Source organism: Cryobacterium soli, from assembly GCF_003611035.1.
Lineage (GTDB): Bacteria > Actinomycetota > Actinomycetes > Actinomycetales > Microbacteriaceae > Cryobacterium > Cryobacterium soli.
On record NZ_CP030033.1, the window covers coordinates 1,271,304 to 1,292,546 of the forward strand.

At 69.6% G+C, this 21,243-nt stretch carries 19 protein-coding genes and 1 tRNA gene; 9 read left to right on the forward strand and 11 right to left on the reverse strand.

Annotated elements, in window-relative coordinates; translation table 11 throughout:
* Positions 1-9: 9 nt before the first annotated feature.
* The 3 genes from DOE79_RS05775 to DOE79_RS05785 all read left to right on the forward strand — a co-directional run bounded on the left by DOE79_RS05775 (position 10) and on the right by DOE79_RS05785 (position 2,860).
* Positions 10-1,029: a PHP domain-containing protein gene (locus DOE79_RS05775; RefSeq protein ID WP_120337668.1), complete on the forward strand. Its 1,020-nt coding sequence runs from the start codon at positions 10-12 to the stop codon at positions 1,027-1,029.
* A 107-nt stretch (positions 1,030-1,136) separates the two neighbouring features.
* Positions 1,137-2,231, forward strand: a complete 1,095-nt coding sequence (locus DOE79_RS05780) for an S-(hydroxymethyl)mycothiol dehydrogenase (protein ID WP_120337669.1) — start codon at positions 1,137-1,139, stop codon at positions 2,229-2,231.
* On the forward strand, positions 2,231-2,860 hold the full coding sequence (locus DOE79_RS05785; protein ID WP_181445862.1) for an MBL fold metallo-hydrolase: 630 nt from the start codon (positions 2,231-2,233) through the stop codon (positions 2,858-2,860). Before DOE79_RS05780 ends, DOE79_RS05785 begins: the two co-directional genes overlap by 1 nt.
* Before the next feature lie 252 nt (positions 2,861-3,112).
* Here DOE79_RS05785 and DOE79_RS05790 read toward each other — a convergent pair whose 3' ends face one another.
* Genes DOE79_RS05790 through DOE79_RS05820 form a run of 7 tightly spaced genes read right to left on the reverse strand, consistent with a single transcriptional unit; the run spans position 3,113 to position 10,812 of the window.
* Positions 3,113-3,595, reverse strand: a complete 483-nt coding sequence (locus DOE79_RS05790; protein ID WP_120337670.1) for a DUF1801 domain-containing protein — start codon at positions 3,593-3,595, stop codon at positions 3,113-3,115.
* A gap of 18 nt (positions 3,596-3,613) precedes the next feature.
* Positions 3,614-4,147 (reverse strand): winged helix-turn-helix domain-containing protein, encoded by a 534-nt coding sequence (locus DOE79_RS05795; RefSeq protein ID WP_162942613.1) that lies wholly within the window; start codon positions 4,145-4,147, stop codon positions 3,614-3,616.
* A 1-nt stretch (position 4,148) separates the two neighbouring features.
* Complete coding sequence (locus tag DOE79_RS05800) at positions 4,149-5,573, reverse strand: NtaA/DmoA family FMN-dependent monooxygenase (RefSeq protein ID WP_120337672.1); 1,425 nt, start codon at positions 5,571-5,573, stop codon at positions 4,149-4,151.
* On the reverse strand, positions 5,570-7,288 hold the full coding sequence (locus DOE79_RS05805; protein ID WP_220094290.1) for a dipeptide ABC transporter ATP-binding protein: 1,719 nt from the start codon (positions 7,286-7,288) through the stop codon (positions 5,570-5,572). Before DOE79_RS05805 ends, DOE79_RS05800 begins: the two co-directional genes overlap by 4 nt.
* Positions 7,285-8,172 carry an ABC transporter permease gene (locus DOE79_RS20780; protein WP_120337674.1) on the reverse strand — a complete coding sequence of 296 codons (888 nt, stop codon included), beginning with the start codon at positions 8,170-8,172 and terminating at the stop codon, positions 7,285-7,287. Before DOE79_RS20780 ends, DOE79_RS05805 begins: the two co-directional genes overlap by 4 nt.
* Entirely contained in the window at positions 8,169-9,200 is a 1,032-nt protein-coding gene (locus DOE79_RS05815; RefSeq protein WP_120337675.1) for an ABC transporter permease, read from the reverse strand. Before DOE79_RS05815 ends, DOE79_RS20780 begins: the two co-directional genes overlap by 4 nt.
* Entirely contained in the window at positions 9,178-10,812 is a 1,635-nt protein-coding gene (locus DOE79_RS05820) for an ABC transporter substrate-binding protein (protein WP_120337676.1), read from the reverse strand. The genes DOE79_RS05815 and DOE79_RS05820 overlap by 23 nt, the downstream gene beginning before the upstream one ends.
* Positions 10,813-11,082: 270 nt before the next feature.
* Between DOE79_RS05820 and DOE79_RS05825 the strand changes: the two genes are divergently transcribed.
* Both DOE79_RS05825 and DOE79_RS05830 read left to right on the forward strand, forming a co-directional pair.
* A tRNA-Cys gene (locus tag DOE79_RS05825) sits at positions 11,083-11,153 on the forward strand.
* Between the two features lie 75 nt (positions 11,154-11,228).
* Entirely contained in the window at positions 11,229-13,013 is a 1,785-nt protein-coding gene (locus DOE79_RS05830; RefSeq protein ID WP_120337677.1) for a CocE/NonD family hydrolase, read from the forward strand.
* Between the two features lie 91 nt (positions 13,014-13,104).
* Here DOE79_RS05830 and budA read toward each other — a convergent pair whose 3' ends face one another.
* On the reverse strand, positions 13,105-13,848 hold the full coding sequence (budA, locus tag DOE79_RS05835) for an acetolactate decarboxylase (protein ID WP_245977145.1): 744 nt from the start codon (positions 13,846-13,848) through the stop codon (positions 13,105-13,107).
* On the reverse strand, positions 13,845-15,596 hold the full coding sequence (alsS, locus tag DOE79_RS05840) for an acetolactate synthase AlsS (protein WP_120337678.1): 1,752 nt from the start codon (positions 15,594-15,596) through the stop codon (positions 13,845-13,847). The genes budA and alsS overlap by 4 nt, the downstream gene beginning before the upstream one ends.
* A 114-nt stretch (positions 15,597-15,710) precedes the next feature.
* On the opposite strand from alsS, the gene DOE79_RS05845 reads away from it, so the two are divergent.
* From DOE79_RS05845 to DOE79_RS05860, 4 genes are all read left to right on the forward strand, one after another.
* Positions 15,711-16,589, forward strand: a complete 879-nt coding sequence (locus tag DOE79_RS05845) for a LysR family transcriptional regulator (RefSeq protein WP_120337679.1) — start codon at positions 15,711-15,713, stop codon at positions 16,587-16,589.
* 158 nt (positions 16,590-16,747) lie between these two features.
* Entirely contained in the window at positions 16,748-17,353 is a 606-nt protein-coding gene (locus DOE79_RS05850; RefSeq protein ID WP_120337680.1) for a GNAT family N-acetyltransferase, read from the forward strand.
* Complete coding sequence (locus DOE79_RS05855) at positions 17,350-17,697, forward strand: UBP-type zinc finger domain-containing protein (protein WP_120337681.1); 348 nt, start codon at positions 17,350-17,352, stop codon at positions 17,695-17,697. Before DOE79_RS05850 ends, DOE79_RS05855 begins: the two co-directional genes overlap by 4 nt.
* A 72-nt stretch (positions 17,698-17,769) precedes the next feature.
* Positions 17,770-18,885: a hypothetical protein gene (locus DOE79_RS05860; RefSeq protein ID WP_120337682.1), complete on the forward strand. Its 1,116-nt coding sequence runs from the start codon at positions 17,770-17,772 to the stop codon at positions 18,883-18,885.
* A 28-nt stretch (positions 18,886-18,913) separates the two neighbouring features.
* Here DOE79_RS05860 and DOE79_RS05865 read toward each other — a convergent pair whose 3' ends face one another.
* The gene (locus DOE79_RS05865; RefSeq protein ID WP_120337683.1) at positions 18,914-20,476 is read right to left on the reverse strand and encodes a cryptochrome/photolyase family protein; all 1,563 of its coding nucleotides are present in this window, start codon (positions 20,474-20,476) and stop codon (positions 18,914-18,916) included.
* Positions 20,477-20,528: 52 nt separating this feature from the next.
* Positions 20,529-21,002, reverse strand: a complete 474-nt coding sequence (locus DOE79_RS05870) for a hypothetical protein (protein ID WP_120337684.1) — start codon at positions 21,000-21,002, stop codon at positions 20,529-20,531.
* Positions 21,003-21,243 lie beyond the last annotated feature (241 nt).

Sequence of the window (21,243 nt, forward strand, 5' to 3'; positions counted from 1 at the left end):
CATGGCGGTATGGATGCCGTCGATGCCCTCTCCGAGATCGCCTTCTGGTTGGAGCGCGACCTGGCCCCCACCTTCAAGGTGCAGGCCTTCCGCCGGGCCGCCACGCTCATCGCGGGCCTGGACGCAGACGAGCTGGCCGACCGGGTGCACGACGGCAGGCTGCGGGCGATGAAGGGCATCGGCGGTCGCACGGCCGAGGTGATCGGCCAGTCGCTGTACGGCCTCCCCGACTACCTCGACAACCTCCGCCAGCAGGGCCGGCATCCGCTGGCATCCGGCGGCCAGGACCTGCTCGTCGCGTTGCGCGGCGACCTGCACAGCCACAGCGAATGGTCCGACGGCACGACTCCCATCGACCTCATGGTGTCGACGGCGCGGATGCTCGGCCGCGACTACCTGGCGCTGACCGACCACTCCCCCTCCCTCACCGTGGCGCAAGGGCTCAGCGCCGACCGTCTGCGGGAGCAGCTCGATGTCGTCGCCGCGGTGAACACCGCGGCCGACGACGACTTCCGGTTGCTGGCCGGCATCGAGGTCGACATCCTCGAGGACGGCCGGCTCGACCAGGCCCCCGAGCTGCTCGACCGGCTCGACGTGGTCGTCGCCAGCGTGCACTCGAAGCTGCGCGAGGACTCGATCACCATGACCCGACGGATGCTGGCGGGCATCCGCGACCGGCACACGAACGTGCTCGGCCACTGCACCGGGCGCCTGGTCTCCGGGTCCCGCGGCACTCGCCCGCCGTCGACATTCGACGCCGCACGGGTGTTCGCCGCCTGCGCCGAGAACGACGTCGCCGTGGAGATCAATTGCAGGCCGGAACGCCAGGACCCGCCGGAAGACCTGATCAGGCGGGCGATCGAGGCCGGGTGCCTGTTCAGCCTCGACACCGACGCTCACGCCCCCGGCCACCTCGATTTCCTCTCCTACGGCGCCGAGCGGGCCGCGGCCTCTGGTGTGCCGCCCGACCGCATCGTGACCACCTGGCCCGTCGACAGGCTCCTGGACTGGTCGCGCGCGGGCCAGTGAGCCTCCGCCGCCACGCCCGGGCAGACCGGCCCCTGCGCCCGGTCAGGATGCTTCGATAGGTTGGATTCCGGCCACATCGGCTGCCCCGGCAACCCACGAGGAGCTCCATGCCCATCACCGTCACAGGCGCGATCGCCCGCTCGAAGGGGGCCCCAGTGGAGCTCACCGAGATCGTCATTCCCGACCCTGGCCCCGGCGAGGTCGTCGTCGACATCGAGACCTGCGGCGTCTGCCACACCGACTTCCACTACAAGGAAGGCGGAATCAACGACGACTTCCCGTTCCTGCTCGGCCACGAGGCCGCCGGCCGGGTCAGCGTGATCGGTGACGGCGTCACCCATGTGTCCGTCGGCGACTTCGTTGTGCTCAACTGGCGGGCCGTCTGCGGCGAGTGCCGGGCCTGCACCCGTGCCGAGCCCTGGTACTGCTTCAACACCTTCAACGCCACCCAGAAGATGACACTGGTCGACGGCACCGAGCTCAGCCCGGCGCTCGGCATCGGCGCGTTCGCCGAGAAGACCCTCGTGCACGAGCGCCAGTGCACGAAGGTCAACCCGGATGCCGACCCCGCCGCGGTCGGACTGCTCGGCTGCGGCATCATGGCCGGCATCGGCGCCGCCATGAACACCGGCAACGTCTCGCCCGGCAACTCGGTGGCCGTGATCGGCTGCGGCGGTGTCGGCGACGCCGCGGTGGTCGGCTCGAAGCTGGCCGGAGCCTCCCGGATCATCGCCATCGACCGGGACCCCAAGAAGCTGGCCAAGGCCACCGAGTTCGGCGCCACGCACACCATCGATTCCTCGGCACTCGACGAGGACGGGGTCGTCGCAGCCGTGCAGGCGCTCACCGGCGGCTTCGGCGCCGACGTCGTCATCGACGCGGTCGGCCGCCCCGAGACCTGGCGGCAGGCGTTCTATGCCCGCGACCTGGCCGGCACCGTGGTGCTCGTCGGCGTGCCGACCCCCGACATGATGCTCGAGATCCCGCTGCTGGATGTCTTCGGCCGGGGAGGCTCGCTCAAGAGCTCCTGGTACGGCGACTGCCTGCCCGAGCGGGACTTCCCGATGCTCACCGAGCTCTATCTTCAAGGCCGACTGCCGCTGGCGGACTTCGTGAGCGAACGCATCCGCATCGACGAGATCGAGGCGGCGTTTGCCAAGATGGCCTCGGGCGACGTGCTGCGCTCGGTGGTGGTGCTCTGATGAACGCGCGCATCGAGCACCTCGTCACCGAGGGCACCTTCGACCTCGACGGCGGCAGCTGGGCGCTGGAGAACAACGTCTGGATCGTCGGCGACGACACCGAGTGCGTCGTCATCGACGCCGCCCACAACGCCGAGGCGATTCTCACGGCGGTCGGCGACCGCACGCTGCTGGGCATCCTCAGCACGCACGCGCACAACGACCACATCGGCGCGGCCGGCGCCGTCTCGGCGGCGACGGGCGCGCCGGTGTACCTGCACCCCGACGACCGGATGCTCTGGGACGTCGTCTACCCCAACGCCGCACCGGGCCGCGACCTCGCCGACGGGCAGCGCATCGCCGTGGCCGGGATCGAACTGCTGGTGTTGCACACGCCGGGGCACTCCCCCGGGTCGGTCTGCCTGTACGCGCCCACCTTCGGCACGCTGTTCAGCGGCGACACGCTCTTCCACGGCGGGCCGGGTGCCACCGGACGTTCCTACAGCGACTTCCCCACCATCATCGAGTCGATCACGGGCAAGCTGCTCACCCTGCCGGCCGAGACCGTCGTGAACACCGGGCACGGTGAGTCCACCACGATCGGCGCCGAGGCCCCCGATCTGCCCGACTGGCTCGCCCGCGGCCACTGACAGCGCAGGCATCCGCCGTATCCACAGCGACGCCGGCCCAGCGGCTGCGCGCACGGCCCAGCGGATGCGCCGACTTGCCGCAAAATGCCCCTTGAGCGCCCCGCAAAGGGCATTAAGCGGCATCTCGCGGTGGAAATCCTCGCCGACTTGCCGCATAACGCCCCTTCGGCGCCCGGGAAGGGGCGGTTTGCGGCAAGTCGGCAGCGGGCAGCAGCATCGAGCAGCAGCGGGCAGCAGCAGCGGGCGAGCGGGCTACTCCGGCCGACGCGCTTCCGGGCGGCCGCCATCGGACTCCCGGGCCCGGTGCCCGTAGTAGTCGCCCGCGGTCACCGCCCGGTACGAAGCCGTCACCATCTCCTCGAGCACGGCGAGGTCCACCTTCGCCAGATCGGTGAGGTACAGGCAGCCCACACCGGTCTTGTGCGGGCCGAGCCGGGCGAGTTCCCCGGCATAGGCGCCCAGCCCGTCGGCGAAGTAGATCGACATCGACGCCTTACGCGGCGAGAAGCCGGCCGCCGCGGCGTCACCCTCCCGACCGCTCTCGTATCTGTAGTGATAGCGGCCGAAGCCGATGATCGACCCGGGCCACAGCCGCGCCGGCTCCCCGGTGATGCGCCCGAACGTCCCCAGCAGCGTCTCCGCATCCCGCCGCCGGGTCGCCCCGGTCACGGTGTCGAGATGGGCGCGCACCGCGTCCTCCGCCGCCGGGTCAGCCCTGTCGTCGTGTGAGCTCATGCCCCCACGGTAGCCCGCTCAGCGGCGGATGCGCACGTCAGCGTGCGCGTCGTACCGGTACCCCGTGCCGCGGTCGGTGCGCAGGATGTCGCCGTAGCCGCCGAGCTTCACGCGCAGGCGTTGGATGTGCACGTCGATGGTGCGCGGGCTGGTGACCCGCGACCAGGTGCGCTGGGCGTCGATCAGTTCGGCCCGGCCCACCGTGACGCCAGGGCGCAGAACCAGATAACAGAGAAACCGGAACTCGCGGTAGCTGAGTTGCACGGGCAGTCCGTCGACGAGCAGCAGTTGGCGGCCGACGTCGATGAGGATGCCTTGGCCCGCAGCAGGGCCGCCGCCGGAAGCCGCCTCGCCGCCGGCAGCCGCGCCGGTTCCGGGCTCCGGCTCGATGTGCACCTGGGCATCCGGGGCCAGCCGTGCCACGACGTCGGTCAGCGCTGCGGCGAGCGCCTCCCGTGGAGCGACGTGGCCGTCAAGGCGCACGAAGAAACCGAACCCCCGCACCTCCTCCCCGTCGTGGCCTGCTCCTGTCGCGCCCCCTGCCCAGTCCATGTCACACCCTGGACGTGGTCTCGAGCAGGGCGGATTCGTCGAGGTTCCGTCCGTCGCGATAGCGGGTCGCCACGTGCGGGGGCTGCAGCCGCGCCGGCCCGCCGAAGATACGTTCCCGCAGGGTCTCCCCGTCGACATACGCCTCCCGCAGCCGGCCGCGGCGGCGGAGCTCCGGCACCACCAGCTCGATGAAGTCCTGCGCCGTGCCGAAGGAGTGGTACTGGCGCAGGTTGATCCCGTCGATGCCGATATCGTCCAGCCAGCTCTCGATGGCGTCGGCCACGACGGTGGGCGTGCCCACAACGAAGAACTGCTCGTCCCACGAGGTCGCGATGGCGTCGAGGAACTCCCCCACGCTCTGGTCCTGGGGCAGGTAGGCCGCTCCGGGGGCATCGGACTTGCCCTCGCGGGCCAGGGCCTCACCCACAGTGATGTCGCGCGGGTGGGCCGTGGGGTCGAAGGGCAGCGACGCGTGCGCGAGCCGACCCTCCACACTGGCCAGCTCCCGGTAGGCCCGCAGCTTCTCGGCCGCCTCTTCCTCGGTGCGCCCCACCACCACGCCGGCCTGCACGATGAACTTGATGTCGCCGGCCGCGCGGCCCTGCTCGACGGCCGAATCCCGCATCGCCTGTATCCCCGCCAGAACTCCGGCCGGTGTGGGCCCGCCCGTGAACACCACCTCGGCGTGCTTGCCGGCGAAGGCGGTGCCGGCCTTCGACGCCGTGGCCTGGAAGAGCACCGGGGTGCGCTGCAACGACGGTTCGGAGAGGTGCGGCCCGGCCACCGAGAAGTGCTCGCCGACATGGTTGATGTAGCGCACCTTCGCCGGGTCGGTGTAGACGAGGTTCTCGGCATCCGCCACCACGGCGTCGTCGTCCCAGGATCCCTCCCACAGCTTGTAGAGCACGTCGAGGTACTCATCCGCGATCTCGTAGCGGTGGTCGTGGTCGATCTGGTCGGCGTGGCCGAAGTTGCGCGCGGCGTTGGGCAGGTAGGACGTGACGATGTTCCAGCCCACCCGCCCCTTGGTGAGGTGGTCGAGGGTGCTCATCCGGCGGGCGAACGCGAAGGGAGGTTCGTAGCTGGTGGAGAAGGTGACCCCGAAGCCGAGGTGTGTGGTGACCGCTGCCATCGCGGGGATCACCAGCAGCGGGTCGTTGCTCGGGATCTGCAGCCCCTCCCGCAGGGCCGTCTCCGGGCCATCCCGGAACACGTCGTAGGCGCCGATGACGTCGGCGAGGAACACAGCGTCGAAGCCGCCGGCCTCGAGAAGCCGCGCCAGCTCGATCCAGTAGTCGATGTCGTTGAAGCGCTGCCGGTTGTTGCCGGGCAGCCGCCACAGTCCGTGGGTGATGTGGCTGACGCAGTTCATCTCGAAGAGGTTGAGGATGAGCCGTTTGGGTGGGTGGGTGGGGTTCTGGCTCATGGGGTTCTCCTGGGGTGATCGGGCAGCGAGCTGATGAGTTCGCGGGTGTATGGATGCGCCGGCCGGTTGAAGATGTCGTCCGGGGTGCCGCGTTCGACGACGACGCCGTCTTTCATGACGAGCACCTGGTCGCTGAGGTGGCTGATGACGCCGAGGTCGTGCGAGATGAAGAGGTAGCTCAGCCCGCGTTGTTTCTGCAGGTCGACGAGCAGGTCGAGGATCTGCGCCTGGATCGACACGTCGAGCGCCGACACGGCCTCGTCGAGCACGATCACCGACGGGTTCGGGGCAAGCGCCCTGGCGATGGCGATGCGTTGGCGTTGTCCGCCGGAGAGGTTCAGCGGAAAGCGCTGCAGGATCTCCTGCGGCAGGCCCACCTGGCGGGCGAGCTCGGCGACCCGGGCCTTCTTCTCGGCCGTGGACAGGCCGGCGGCGTCGGTGAGGCTGTCGAGGAGGATCCGCTCCGCGTTCCAGCGCGGGTCGAACGAGCTCAGCGGGTCCTGGTAGACCACCGAGATCTCCCGGCGCAGCGCCCGGCGGCGGGGCTCGGGCAGGCTCGACCAGTCCTGGCCGAGCAGGGTGACGGTGCCGGAGTCCAGCGACGTCAGCGCCAGCGCGAGCCGGGCGGTGGTGCTCTTGCCCGAGCCGGACTCCCCCACGATGCCGAGGGTGCTGCCCCGCTCCAGGGTGAACGAGACGTGGTCGACGGCCGTGGTCACGGTGCCGTCCGGAGTGGTGAATCGCTTGACCAGGTCCACCGCCTGCAGCACAGGGCCGCTGTGGCCGCGGGGCTCGGGAGCGGGCGCGGTGGCAGGCACGGGTGCGTGCGCCTGCGCGCCCAGGCGCTGGCCGCGGGTCGCCTCGCTGGGCACCGCGTTGATGAGGCTGCGGGTGTACTCGTGCCGCGGGTCGTTGAGCACCTGGTCGGCGCTGCCGCTCTCCACCACCCGGCCGCCCTTCATCACCAGGATGTGGTCGGCCAGGTGCGCCACCACCGAGAGGTCGTGGCTGATCAGGATCACCGATACCCCGCGTTCCTTGGTCTCGGCGAGCAGCGCGAGCACCTGCGCCTGCACCGTCACGTCGAGGGCCGTGGTGGGCTCGTCGGCGATGATGATCTCCGGGTCAAGGGCCAGGGCGGAGGCGATCAGCGCCCGCTGGCGCAGGCCCCCGGACAGTTCGTCCGGGCGTTGCCTGGCCCGGTTCTCCGGCGAGGGAACCCCCACGGCGCCAAGCAGGTCGACGACCTTCGCGGCCCGCTGCCGCCGGGTGCCCCAGCGGTGCAGCGCGAGGGCCTCGGCGATCTCCCTGCCCACCGGGCGCAGCGGGTCGAGAGAGACGAGGGCGTCCTGAAGGATGAAACCGATGCGCCGGCCGCGGATCTGCCGCCACTGCCGGTTGGTCGCGGCGCGCAGGTCGTCGCCATCGAGCAGGATCGACTGGGCGTCGACGACCGAGTTCTTGCCGGTCAGCCCCACGATGCTGCGTGCGGTGACGCTCTTGCCCGAGCCGGACTCGCCGACGATGGCGACGCACTGCCCTGGTTCGAGGCTGAAGCTCACGTCGTGCACCACCTGGTGCAGGATGCCGTTCCGCCGGAAACCGACGGAGAGGTTGGCGACGCTCAGACGCCCGCGTTTCGGCGCCGGGGCATCCGCCCGTGGCGTCGGGGTGCGCGCGGCCGGGGCCTGCACACTGTCGATCGTGGAGGTCATGTGTCGCCTTTCTCCAAGGTGTTCTGGATGTGCTTGCCGAGGCTGGTGGCCGCGAGGGCCAGGGCCACGATCACGAGGCCCGGGATGACGGTGAGCCACCAGGCCTGGGTGATGTAGACCCGGCCGGCGTCGAGCAGCGCGCCCCATTCCGGCGAGGGCGGGGCCACGCCGAGCCCGAGGAACGACAGGCTGGATGCCCAGACGATCGACTGGCCGACCGACAGGGCGATGATCGCCACGAGCGGCCGCACCGCGTTGGGCACGATGTGCTGCCGCAGGATCCGGCCGTCGCTGTGGCCGAGGGCCACGGCCGCTTCGACGTACCCGCTGTTCTTGGCCGAGAGGATCTGGCCCCGGATGATGCGGGCGTAGCCGGGCGCGCTGCCCACGCCCACCGCGAAGACCTGCGACAGCGCCGACGGGCCCGTGATGGCCACCAGCAGCAGCGCGAACAGCAGGGTCGGGAAGGCCAGGAGCACCTCGATCACCCGGTTCACGGTTCCGGCGGTGAACCGGCCGCCGAGCGCGGCCAGCGCTCCAAGGGCCAGAGCGGCGCTGAGGCTCACGGCCGTGGCCCCGAGCCCGATCACCAGGGATTCCCGGGTGCCGTAGACCACACGACTGAAGAGGTCGCGGCCGGCCTCGTCGGTGCCGAACCAGTACTCCGGCGACGGCGGGTGCAACGCATCCGCCAGGTTGAGCGCATAGGGGTCGTGGGTGGCGAGCAGACCCGGCGCGACCAGGGCCGTGGCGAAGAGCAGCAGGGCGCCGCTCGCGACGATCAGGCCCGCCGGCGGGGCAGCGCGCCTCCGGGCCCGGGGGGTCGGAGCGCCTGCGGTGGCCGACCCGGCGGTGGGCGGGGTCTGGCGTTCGATGGTGCTCATGCGCTCTTCAATCTCGGGTCGACGAGGGTGTACGCCACGTCGACCAGCAGGTTGGCCACGACGTACAGTGCCGCGATGAGGATGACGATGCCGGTGACAACGGGCAGGTCCTGGGAGTTGACGGCGCCGACGAGCACCTTGCCGATGCCGGGCCGGGAGAACACGGTCTCCACGACCACGGCGCCGGAGATCGTGGCGCCCAGCGCCCAGCCCGACAGGGTGATCGCCGGGAGCACGGAGTGCCGCAGCACGTGCCGCAGCCGCACCCCGGTGTCGCCCATGCCGCGCATCCGCGCCGAGATCACGAACGGCTGCTCCAGCGACCGCTCGAACTCGGTGCGGGTGGCCTGGCCCATGAACCCGGCCAGCGGGATCGCCAGGGTGAGGGCCGGCAGCACGATGCCGATTACCGAGGGTCCGCTGATGACGGGGAACCACCCCAGGCCGAGCGAGAAGACGAGCAGCAGGATGATGCCCAGCCAGTAGTGCGGCAGCCCGGCCGCGGTGGTGTCGACCACGGCCCCCGCCCCGGCCAGCCGCCCGGTGCGGCCGGCCGTGAGGGTGACCCAGGCGATCATGATCAGCCAGGACAGCACGATCGCGGTGAGCGTGAGGGCCACGGTCGGGCCGATCTGCTGCAGGATCACCTCGCTGACCGGCTTGTACTGCTGGTACGAGATGCCGAGGTCACCGACGAGGAGTCCGCGGATGTAGTCGAGGTACTGCACGACCAGGGGGTTCTGCAGGCCGTACTGCTCATTGATCTGCGCCAGTTCCGCCGGGGTGCGCTCGATGGCCTGGCCGGCGCGGATGTTGAGGATCACCGTGGCCCGGTCCCCCGGCAGGGCGGCCTGGGCGGCGAACGCGGCCGTGGCCGCCCCGAAGAGCACCACCACTGCGCCGCCGATCTTCTCGACGATCCGGCGCAGCCGGGGCCCGGTGAGCATGGGCGCCCGCCGCAGGGTCGGCACGGCCGGGCCAATGGCCGGAGCCGGGCGGGGCGGGCTACTCGACGAAGTACGCGTCATAGAAGATCGGTCCTCCCTGTGCGTTTTCCTGCCAGACGTCCTTGAGCGTCGGCGACACGGCCAGCGTGCTCAGCCGGTCGTAGACCCCGATCGCCAGGGCGTGCTCGGCGATGTACTCCTGCGCCTTCTCGTACACGGCGTTCTGCGCATCCGTGTCGACGGTGGAGTTGGCCTCGAGGATGATGCTCTCGAGCTCGGGGTAGTTGGTGAAGGACGCGTTATTGTAGTTCGGCGCCTCCGGGGTGCTCTGCTTCCAGTTGATGGCGAGGATGCCGCTGGTCACGGCCGTCCAGTAGCCCACCGTGATGTCCTTCTCGTCGGGCTGCGAGTACTCGCCCGCGAACAGGGCGCTCTGCGGCACCGGAATCAGCTCGACCTTGAAGCCGGTGGCCTTGGCTTGCTCCTGCAGGCCCTGCAGGATGGATGCGCCGTCGGCGTTCACGATGGAGCCGGCGCCGTAGGGCAGTACGACATCGAGCGTCTCCCCGCCCTTGGTGCGGTAGCCGTCGGCGTCGCGACCGGTCCAACCCGCGGCATCCAGCAGCTCGTCGGCCGTGTCGGTGTCGAGGCTGTAGAGGTCTGCCGCCTTCTGGCTGTAACCGGGGGTGGCCTGGCTGACCCCGCCGTTGCCCTCGTAGGGGATGACGCCCTGCCCGATCGTCTCGACGAGGGACTTGCGGTCCAGGCTGTAGGCGAACGCCTGCCGCACCAACTCGTCGACGAACGGTCCGGTCGAGGTGTTGAAAGTGAGCTGCTGCGGCCGGCCGGGGGTGATGTACTTCTCCAACTGGAAGCCCCCGCTCTCCAGGGTTTTCCAGGCCACGGCGGGAACGTCGTAGATGACGTCGGTCTCGCCCGCACTGAGCGAGGCGGCCCGGGTCGTGGGGTCGGCCACGAACTTCCAATCGATCTGGTCGACATAGGCGGCGCCGGTGTGCTTGGCGTTGGCCGGCGGGGAGGTGTAGTCCTCGTTGCGCACCAGCACGATCTCCTCGCCGCGGTTCCAGTGGTCCACGACGAACGCGCCGGAGCCGATCGGCGCCTCGCAGTTCTCCTCGTCGGTGCGGGTCTCCAGCGCCTGCTGAGACTGGATGCCGAAGTAGCCCTGGGTGAGGTTGTCGGCCAGGCGCGGGTAGGGCGCGGAGAGGTTCACGGTGAGGGTGCGTTCGTCAACGGCTTGGGCGGAGGCGTAGTAGCCGGCCAGCCACACGCTCGCCGTGCTGTTGCCGCCGGCGAGCCAGTAGTCGAAGTTGTACGCCACCACCGCGGCCGTGAGCGGCGTGCCGTCGGTGAAGGTGACGCCGTCCTTGAGCGTGAAGGTCCAGGTGAGCTGGTCGTCCGAGACGCTCCAGGAGTCGGCCAGCCACGGCACGACCTGGTGGTTCTCGTCGAGCGAGACCAGGCCGTCGAGCACCTGGGACGAGAGGTAGGCCTGCTCGATCCAACCGCCGAAGACGCAGGCCGGTTCCTGCTGGTGGCCGTAGACGATGGTGCCGCCGTCGACGCGGGTGGCCGTGCTGGCGGGCGCGGCGGATGCGCAGGCCGACAGGCTGAGGGCGGACACCACGCCCAGCGTGATCAGGGCTGTTGTTGTGCTGCGGGTACGAGACATGAAAGACGGAACTCCTCGGTGACGGCTGTGACTGTTGGGCACGGGGTGGGTCCGAATATAGGCACCCTCGGCCGGTGCCGAACGTCCCTCAGGTCACGCGGCGTCGCGAAGTGTTAGGAAGCGCAACAAAGCCGCCGGGCCCGCTTTTCGCCCTCGGCGCGGGCCGCCGGGCGCGATCTCGTCTTCCTTCGTCACATACCCGTCGACCGATCGACGGGTTGTCAGACTGGCTCTGAACACGAGCCGACCGGGTCGTGTGAACCACCCCATCGCGGTGTGCCCGAGTGGCCAGGGAGCAGCCTGCAAAGCTGTGTACGCGGGTTCGATTCCCGCCATCGCGTCACGGCACTGCCCGTCGCGCTCACATCCGGTTAACATGCCCAGCAGAGAATCTGACGCGCTCGGGGAGGTCTTCCATGGACAGGCACGACCACCCGCACATCCCGCTGAAGGGGTCGACCTTCGGTCGGCAGTATGCAGGGTGGACACCAACAGCGCGAGCGTTCGACGGGCTCGGGTCACGCACGCTGGCCGACCAATTCGTCCCTGTTTCCGACGGGGCCCGCCTGCACGCCGACGTGTATGTGCCGCGGGCGCCTGGTCGGTATCCGGCCGTGGTGGCCTTCGCGGCGTACAGCACCGAGGAACACACGGCAGGCATCCCGACCGGCTCCAACGAGATCGGTTCGCCGCCGGTGTTCACCGACCGCGGCTACTGCCCCGTGATCGTCGAGAGGCGCGGGATGGGACGATCCACCGGCGAGCAGGTGGTGTTCTTCGATCCAAGAGATGTCGACGACCACGAGGCAGTCATCGCATGGGCGGCCGGACAGCCTTGGTGCAACGGCGATGTCGTACTCTTCGGCACTTCGTACTACGGCATGACCCAGCCACTCGTGGCGGCCCGCCGCCCTCCGGCGCTGCGTGGCTTCTTCGCGAACGAGATGTGCACCGATTTCTACCGGCATCTCGTGGCCTTCGGCGGGGTCCCCGCCCTGTTCTTCCTCAACCTCTGGATGGGCGCGAACTTCACCGAGCGGAACTATGACGAGAGGCTCTCCCCCGACCGGCGGGCTCTGATCAGCCACGTGACCAACAGCATGCTGCATCCGCTGCTCGAGAAGATCGTGCACCGCAATGTGAGCCGCATGTTCGACTCGTTCATGGCCCGAACGCCGGTCGAAACGGTGCGACGGATGTACGCCAACTGGATCTTCGACGGCAAGACCCGCCAGACCTCGACGATCCCCGAGGGGTCCACGGGGCTGCTCGGCGACATCGATGTGCCGTTCGTGGTGGTGCAGAACCTCGGCTATTTCAACCTGCACCAGTACGGCAGCTACGACCTGTTCGAGAATGCCGGCACGGCTGCCCAAGACCGGTGGATGATCCTCGGAGCCCCGCAGTTCGACCTGCCCGTCTACGCCTGGCAGGAGGAGGCGCTCGCGTTCTTCGACCACCTGCTGCATGGCGTGGACAACGGGTACGGCCAGCAGCCCCGGGTGCGTTACTGGATCGACGGCGCCGAGCGCTTCGGTACGGCGACGACGTTCCCACCCGCCGCGGGTGCAGTGCTGCGGCTGAACCTCTCCTCGGGCGGCCCGGACGAGGCCACCCACCGGCTGGGCACCGGACCGGCCGCGGCGGGGGAAAACACCTGGGTCGCCGTTCCGCTCGGCCTGCCCACACTCGGCGGCCTCGACGACGTCGCCGCGCAGTCGCTGGGCTTCGAGTTCCGGGCGGACCGCCCTCTCCTCCTGGCCGGTGCGGTCACCGCGAACCTCCGGTTCAGTTGCAACGAGATCGATTCCTACCTGATCGCCCGGTTGTCGCGTATCGGCGACGACGGCGCGCGGCACCAACTCTCGATGGGAGCCGTGCGGCCGGCGGCTCGCACAGAAGAGCCGGAGCGCTCCACGGCGAACGAGATCGTGATCGATGCCGGGCGGAGGGAGCCTCTCGTTCCCGGGGAGCCGGTGACGCTGCGGTTCAGTCTCACCCCGGCTCCCACCCTGCTCGGTCCCGGCGAGACGCTGCGACTGGACATCGCCAGTCGAAGCGACCTGCTGCGGATGAGCCCCGCCGACGGGTACGCCCAGTTCGACCTGCCCGCGCCGCCGTACCTGTGCCGCAACACCGTGCACTTCGGCGGCGACAGCTGGATCGAGGTGTACGCGGTCGACCAGGACACGGTCGCCTAGCTAGGTACGGTCGCTTAGCTAGGTACGGCTCCTAGCTAGGTACGGCTCCTAGCTAGGTACGGTCGCCGAGGCCCGGCGGCAGCACCGGTGGTCAGGCGTGCTGCTCCGTCTTGGCCAGCTGCCGGGCCAGGTCGTCCGGGGACAGGTTGGCGTCACGGAATGCATCCGTCAGCGGCAGTTGCAGGCGCAGATCGGTGCCCAGGCAGAGCGCAGCACTGCCGCTCTTCAGCTTGAAGTCGAGCACGTGGCCGCCGCCGGTGCGGTCGTCGGTGATGAAGTGGGTGTGGCAGCCGGGCACGCCGATGCCCTGCTCATAGAGCGGTGTGCGGAAGCCGACCAGGGAGCCGGAGACGTTGTGGAGCTCGACGATGGCGTCCTCATCGGTGGCCTCCACCATCGGCCGGTACGGCTTCTGCTGCTTGACCACGGTGCGCATCCGGATCCACTCGAAGTCGCCGTCGATGCGCAGCGCGTACATGTAGTTCTCGGAGGCCGTCATGTGGTCGATGAAGGCCGAGGCCTCCGAGCGCACCACGTTGTCGGGCAGGGCGCTCTCGATGTGCGGCACGAAGTTGGTCACCACGGCGTACGGCGTGTACGCGCCGAGGTCGGCCTTGGTCACCCCGCCATCAGCCCGCAGCTGGTAGCAGCTGCCGTCGACGATGAGCATCTCGCCGTCCAGGCCGTTGAAGGTGCCGATGCCGAAGCTGCCGTGACCGAGCAGGTCGCGCACCGTCATTTCGCCTTCGTAGACGCCGTCGAGCAGCGCGCTCATCAGGCTGGTCTGGAAGATCTCGTGGCGCGACACCGTGAAGGCGGGTGCGGGGGTGTTCACAGGAGCACGTCGCTTTCCAGGTCGGCCATGAGTTCGTCGCGGTTGTTGCGGTAGTCCACCCGCACGTCGATGATGCTCGGGCCGTCGTCGTTCATGGCCTGCTCGAGCACCGCCGCGAAGTCGTCGAGGTGAGTGACCCGGTAGCCGTGCGCGCCGAACGATTCGGCGTACTGCACGGCGTCGTAGTCGCCCAGCTGCACGCCGGAGGTGCGGCCGTACTTGCCCTGCTGCTGGAACGCGACCATGTCGTACGTGCCGTCGTTGAAGATGATGTGGGTGAACTTGGAGCCGAGCCGCACCGCGGTCTCCAGCTCCATGGCGGAGTAGAGGAAGCCGCCGTCGCCGGACACCGAGACCACCGGGGTGCCGGGGCGCACCAGCGTCGCCGCGATCGCCCAGGGCAGGGCCACCCCGAGGGTCTGCTGCCCATTGGAGAACAGCAGGGTGCGGGGGTGATAGGTGCGGAAGTGCCGGGCCATGTAGATGTAGTGCGAGCCCACATCGCACAGCACCGTGGTGTCGTCGGGCAGCAGAGCGCGCATCGCCAGGGTCAGCTCGGCCGGGTGCACCCCCTCGGACTCGTCGTCGCGGTGCACGGGCAGGTCGGCCTCGGCCAGGCGGGCGCGCTCGGTGGCGACCACGGCCGACGCGGATACCGACAGGGTGAGGCCGTCGATCTCGCGGGTGAGCGCATCCATCGTCTCGGCCACATCGCCACGCAGCTCGACGGTGGGGCGATAGTAGTCGTCCAGGTCGGCCGACAGCTCGTCGAGGTGGATGATGCGGCGCAGGTGGTCCTTGTTCCACTTGGACGGCTCGTATTCGACGAAGTCGTAGCCGATGGCCAGGATCAGGTCGGCCTTGTGCAGCAGCACGTCGCCGGGCTGGTTGCGGAACAGGCCGACCCTGCCGAGGTAGTGCTCCTCGAGGTCGTGGGAGATGACACCCGCGGCTTGGAAGGTCTCGACGACGGGGAGCTTGGCGGCGCCGAGCAGCCGGTGCAGGGCCGCGACGGCCCGGTCGGAACCGGACCGGGCGCCGGCGAGGATCACCGGGAACTGGGCCGTGCGGAGTAGGTCGGCGGCCTCGTGGATGCTCGCGGCCGGGGCGGCGCCGAGCTGCGGCACCCAGTGCGGGGTGGTCATCGACACCGTGGTCGAGTCCGTGAGGACGTCGTAGGGCAGCACCACGGCGGCGGCGCCCTTGGGTTCCTGCACCGCCTGGCGGAAGGCGTTGGCGATGGCCTCCGGCACATTGTTCGCGACACTGACCTCACCGGCGGACTTGGCGACGGCGGAGAGCATGCCGACGGCGTCCATCGACTGGTGGGTGCGCTTGAGCCGGTCGCCGCGGGAGACGGCGCCGCAGATGGCGACCATCGGGTCGCCCTCTGTGGTGGCGGTGAGCAGCCCGGTGGCGAGGTTGGCGGTTCCGGGCCCGCTGGTGACAAGCACCACACCCGGTTCGCCGGTGAGGCGGCCGACGGCGGCGGCCATGAACGCGGCGTTCTGTTCGTGGCGCACCACGATCATCTGCGGGCCGCCGTCGAGCAGGGCGTCGTAGACGGGGTCGATCTTGGCGCCGGGCACGCCGAAGACCCACTTGACGCCGTAGGCCTCGAGGCACTCGACCACCCGGTCTGCGGAGCGGCGGGGTGAGCCGAGGGCGCCAAGGCCGAAGGCGGTTGCCTTTTCGGGTGCGCTGGTCGCCGTGGCGACGGTGGTCTGGGCGGGGCTGGTGTGCGCCATGATGTCCTTCCGACGACGGGTCGAACCGGCGCCTTCCTCAATGATCCCGCCGCGACCGATTGCAAACAACGCCAATAGTCGATGGCAACGATCTGTGGATGAGATCATTGACGCATGGATCTCAGGCAGCTCGAATTCTTCAGCGCCGTCGCCGGCGAACTCAACTTCACCCGGGCGGCGGAGCGGCTCACGATCGCGCAATCGGCGGTCTCGGCCGGGGTGCGGTCACTCGAGAGCGAACTCGGGGTGGAGCTGTTCGACCGCAGCCGCCGGCAGATCCGTCTCACCTCCACCGGTGAGTTGCTGCTGCCGAGGGTGCGCGAGGCTCTCGATGCCGTGAACGAGGTGCGGGATGTGGCGCAACAGTCCAGCCACGCCATCACGGGTTCCATCGTGATCGGCCTGATGACCTCGGTCACGCTCGTGAACGTGCCGCGGCTGCTCGGGCTCTACCGCAGCGGTCACCCCGGGGTCGGGGTGCGGCTGCGGGCCGCCCGACGCGGGTCGGCCGACCTCGTCGAGGAGCTCGCCAGCGGCGAACTGGACCTGGCCTTCCTGGCGCTCAGCGGCGCCGTACCCGCCAATCTCTCCGCGGTGCCCATCGCCTCCTCCCCGATGGTGCTCGTGGTTCCGGCCGGGCATCCGCTCGCCGCCTCGCCCACCGTCGACCTCGCTGCCTTGGCGGGACAGGAGTTCATCGACCTGCCGCCGGGCTACGCGAGCCGGCAGATCGTGGACGACGCGTTCGCCGCGGCCGGGGTGGAGCGCCGGGTGATGATCGAGGTCTCCGACATCGGCACCGCCGCCGAGTATGTGACCAACGGGCTGGGGATGGCGCTGCTGCCCGAGTTCGCCGCACACGATGCCCTCAATGTGCGGCGCATCCCGGTGGCGCATGTGCCCGACTTCACCGTGTACCTCGCGGCGTCGCGCAAACGCCGCGCTTCCGCCGCCGTGCGCGCGTTCGTCAACCTGGCGCTCTCCGGCGAGTAGCCTGCCCGCTCCCCCACGCACGTGCTCGCGACTGTTTCCGAAACGGACATGTGGTCCCGGTGCGCCGGGCGCAATCGTCCGATCTGGCCCCAGCTGACCGGCGAATGCCCTTGCGGCGGGTGGCGCCCGCTGCCTATCCTTCAGCCACGGAGGTTCACATGACATTCGAGGTACTCCCGGCGCACGACTTCGACGACGTGGCCACGATGTTCGCGCCGAGGAACCCGGAGTCGTCGGTGTGCTGGTGCCTGTCCTGGCGGCTGAGTTCGACCGAGAACCGGGCTTTGGCGGGCACGCAGCGGGCCGACAAGGTGCGCGAGCTCTGTGCCCGCCCGATCGCGCCGGGCGTTCTCGCCCACCTCGACGGGGAGGTCGCCGGCTGGGCCGGCATCGCCCCACGGGCGGAGCTGCATCCGTTCGCGACGTCCCGCAAGATCCCGCATGTGGACGACCTGCCGGTCTGGTCGCTCTGGTGCCTGCGGGTACGCCCGGGCTTCCGCAAGCGGGGCGTCACCGCGGCGCTCATCGATGGCGCCGTGAACTACGCGAGGGCCTCAGGTGCACCGGCGGTGGAGAGCTACCCGGTGGACAACGCCGGGCAGCGCGTGGACCTCACCATGGCCTTCGTGGGTACCCGCGCCATGTTCGAGCACGCAGGGTTCACCAAGGCGGCCGACACCACGTCCGTGTCCGGCGGTTTTCCGCGCATCCTGATGAGACGGACGCTTGACCTCTCGTCACCCGCTGAGAGAGCAGGAGCATGACCACACCCAACATCGATCCCACCATTCCGCCGAGCGGGCCGGGCTGCGTCGACTGCGAGTCGACGGACTCCTGGTGGCTGCACCTGCGCCGGTGTGCGGCCTGCGGGCATGTGGGGTGCTGCGACGATTCCCTCAACCGGCACGCGACGGCGCACGCGGCTGCGTCGGGTCACCCGGTGATCCAGAGCTTCGAACCCGGCGAGGACTGGTTCTGGAACTACACACTGAACGAGTTCGTGACCGGGCCCCGGCTCGCCGACCCGCAGAGCCACCCGGCGAGCCAGCCCGTGCCGGGGCCGGCCGGCCGCGTGCCCGTGGACTGGGAATACCGGCTCGGCGGTTGAGCGCCGCCCGACTCGTTCCACCGGCGACGGAGCCGACGCCGGTCGGCCCCGCACCCGTGCCATACTTCGCCGGTGACGCTCTTCGAATCCGATCACGGCGAACCGCGCCCGCCCCGCTCCCGCGTCCAGGCGCGGCGCTCGGTCGTGACCTGGATCATCCTCGTGCCGACGCTGGCGGCGGCCGGGCTGCTCGCTCTGACGATTCTGCCGTCCGGACCGCCGTGGGACCCGGCTGCAACGAGTTTGTCGGCAGAGATGGAGCAGGTCAGCGGCCGGATCGGGCTCACTGACGAGGGCCGCGCCATATTCACCGACACGCGGCCGGAGTTGCTGGACAGCGCGGATTTTCGCGAAGCCTGCGGAAGCACCTCCGAAAGCTCTGAGGATGGTCGCTGGGCGGTGGTCGGCTGTTACTACGGGATGGGCGGCGAATCCGGCCGGGTGGCGATCTTCCGCCCCGGTGATGAACGCCTCGCCGATCAGGTCGTTGTGACCGCCGCCCACGAGTTTCTGCACGCCGCGTACGCCCGGCTCGAGCCCGGCGAGCGGGACCGGCTCGACCCCCTGCTGGAGGCACGCTGGTCCTCGGTTCCCGTCGACGATCCGGTGCAGACCAGCCTGGCCTCCTCGGTCGGGACAGCCAGCGAGAACCGCGCGACCGAGCAGTTCGCCTATCTCGGCACCGAGATCGCGGATGCGGGCGACCCGGCACTTGAGGCCTTCTACGCCCCCTACTTCGCCGACCGGCAGGCTCTCGTGGCGATCGACAGCGCGCTGGACTCCCTGTGGGCCGGGCTCTGGGCCGACTATCAGACGCAGACGGACGCCCTCATCGGGCACGAACAGGCCGACGCCGACGCGGCTGCGCAGGCGCAGGCCGACCGAGCACGGCTGGAGGCCGAGCTCACCCTGCACAACGATCAGGTGAGCCAGTACAACGCGTTGACCGCAGAAGAGCAGTCCCGACTGGTCGTGCTGAACGCCGACGGCAGCCTGGGCGACGAGGCGTGGGGAGCCTATCTCTCGCGCAGAACCAGTGAGATCACGGCGGCGGAGTCGGAGCTGGCCGGGCGGCAGGCTCAGCTGGACGCATCCGTCAGCGCCGCGCAGGGCGAGCGCACGGCTGTCGAATCGCTGGGCGCCGAGCTGCGCGCACTCGAGGCGGCCTCCGTGCCGTCCGAGGGCTGACCGTGGGCGCGCCGGGTCGTGCCCAGCGTCAGCGGGCGCGCCCGGCGTCGAGCAGCGCCTCCGCGCGACGCCGATGCCGCTCCAGAGTGCCCGGGTCCATGGTGTCCAGCAGGGAGGTGACCATCCGCGTGCGCGGGTTCGCTGCGAAGACCGCCCGGTGGTCATCGATGAACGTCCAGTACAGACCGTCCCAGTCCGCCGTCCAGCCGCCCGCGGGCAGGTCCGACATCTTCCGCAGGTAGTTGCTCCCCGACACGTAGGGCTTGGTGGTGATCTCGTCTCCCGCGGCGAACTGGCTCATCGCGTAGACGTTGGGCACCATCACCCAGTCGTAGGCGTCGATGAACATCTCCATGAACCACTCGTAGACCGCGTCCGGGTGGATCCGCAGGAGCGCCATGGCGTTGCCGAGCACCATCAGCCGTTCGATGTGGTGCGCATATCCGGTGTCGAGGACGCGGGAGATGACGAGGTCCACCGGCGGCAGGCCGGTGCTCGCATCCCACCAGCCGGCGCCGAGGGCGTGCCGGTGGTCGAGCCGGTTGGCGGTGCGCATCCGCCGCCCGCTGGTTCGGTAGGTGGCGCGCATGTACTCGCGCCAGCCGATCACCTGGCGCACGAACCCCTCCACGGAGGCCAGCGGGGTGTCGTGGCCGGCGCCGTCGAGCACCGCCTGCACGATGTCGCGCGGGTCCAGCAGGCCGATGTTCAGCGCCGCGGTGAGCAGGCCGTGATTGACGAACGGATGCGTGTTCGAGATCGCGTCTTCGTAGGGCCCGAAATCGTGCAGGCGCTCCCGCACGAACTCCTGCAGGTGCGCCCTGGCCTCATCGGCGCTGGTCGGCCAGGCGAAGAGCTGCGGGTCGCCCGGAGCATCCGGGAACTCGGCGCTGACCCACTCGATGGCGCGCTCGACCTCGCGCGGCACCAGGGTGCGGGCGGTGTCGTGCAGCAGCGCGTCGAAGTCGAAGGTTCCCTCTCTCTGAAGGGTGGGATGGCCCGCGAATCGGCCCACCGCAGGCGGCGTGTACCCGCGCGGCAGCTTCTTGCGATTCTCCGTGTCGAACGACCATTTGCCGCCGACCGGCTTGCCGTCGTCGACGAGGATGTCCAGCCGTCGGCGTTGCCAGACGTAGAAGTCCTGCATCCGGGAGCCGTTGTGGGCGAACCAGTCGTCGATCGCTGCCCGGTCGGTGAGGAAGTTCGGGGTCTCCAGCACGTCGTCCGGGCGCATCAGGTACCCGCCGGCGGCGAGCGCGGCGAACAGGTCCTTGTCGAGCCAGTCGTCGACCACGTCGAACCAGCGCACTCGTGCCGGGTCGCGGTGTCGCACGAACTCGGCGAGCTGGTCGTGGGAACTCCGCTCGCCATCGCTCTGCAGCTGGACGACCTCATACCCCTGCTCGCGCAGGCGGCCGGCGAAGCGGGCCATCGACGCGCGGTGCAACACGAGCTTGTGCGAGTGAAACCGGTACTGGCGAAAGAGCAGGTCATGCTCGATGAGAACGAACACGGTACCGCGGGCTGCCTCGAGGTGTTGATCGAACAGCTGGTGCGGCAGCACGAGGCGCACACTCTGGCCGGAACTCATACCCTCACGATAGACGGAGCGCGCCGGATGGCCCCCACGTGGTCCACCCGGTTCAGCAGGTGGGATGTGTAGCGACGATGCACCAGTCGACCACTTCGCCGACCTCGTCGTTCACGAAGATGCTGACACCGGCGAAACTGGGCGGAAGCGCGGCATCCGCGGTGCTGGAGAAGTGCTCGAATGCATCGGCACCCTGACCCGTCAGCTCATCGAGGACCCGCACGGTGGCCGAGAAGTCACCCGTTGACGCGTCATAGGCCGGCTCGCTCACCTCCGCCACAAGAGTGTCGGCGGAGCCGCCGGCCTCGTGCAGAACAACGGCGACCGTCGGGGGGTCGGCGACGAACCCGAATCCTGCCCAGTCGTCGACCAGATCGGCCGTGTCGAGGGTGCCGGAGAGACGCGCGGGCCGGTCGGAGAACCACACTGTGTGCCGGTCTGCTGCGAACAGGACAAGGGTGAAGTCGGTCGCCGACCCCTCGACGGGCGTCAGGGCGCCGGTGTCCGCCGAGAGCGTGTACAGCACCGATATCGCTTCCGCGGGGGAAGACGTCGGTGACGGCACCACAACGTCCGCTACGGGGCTCGAGGGTGCGACAGCAGGCGTGCCCGCTGCGGTGCAGGCCGCAAGCCCCAGAGTCAGCACACCGACCACGACGAAACCGAGGGCGAGTCGGGCGCGGGATCGAGTCCCGGGAACTCGAGTCCTGGGAACTCGAGTCCCGGTAAGGGGTGAAGTGGATGTCATCTGCGATCTCCCGCTGTTC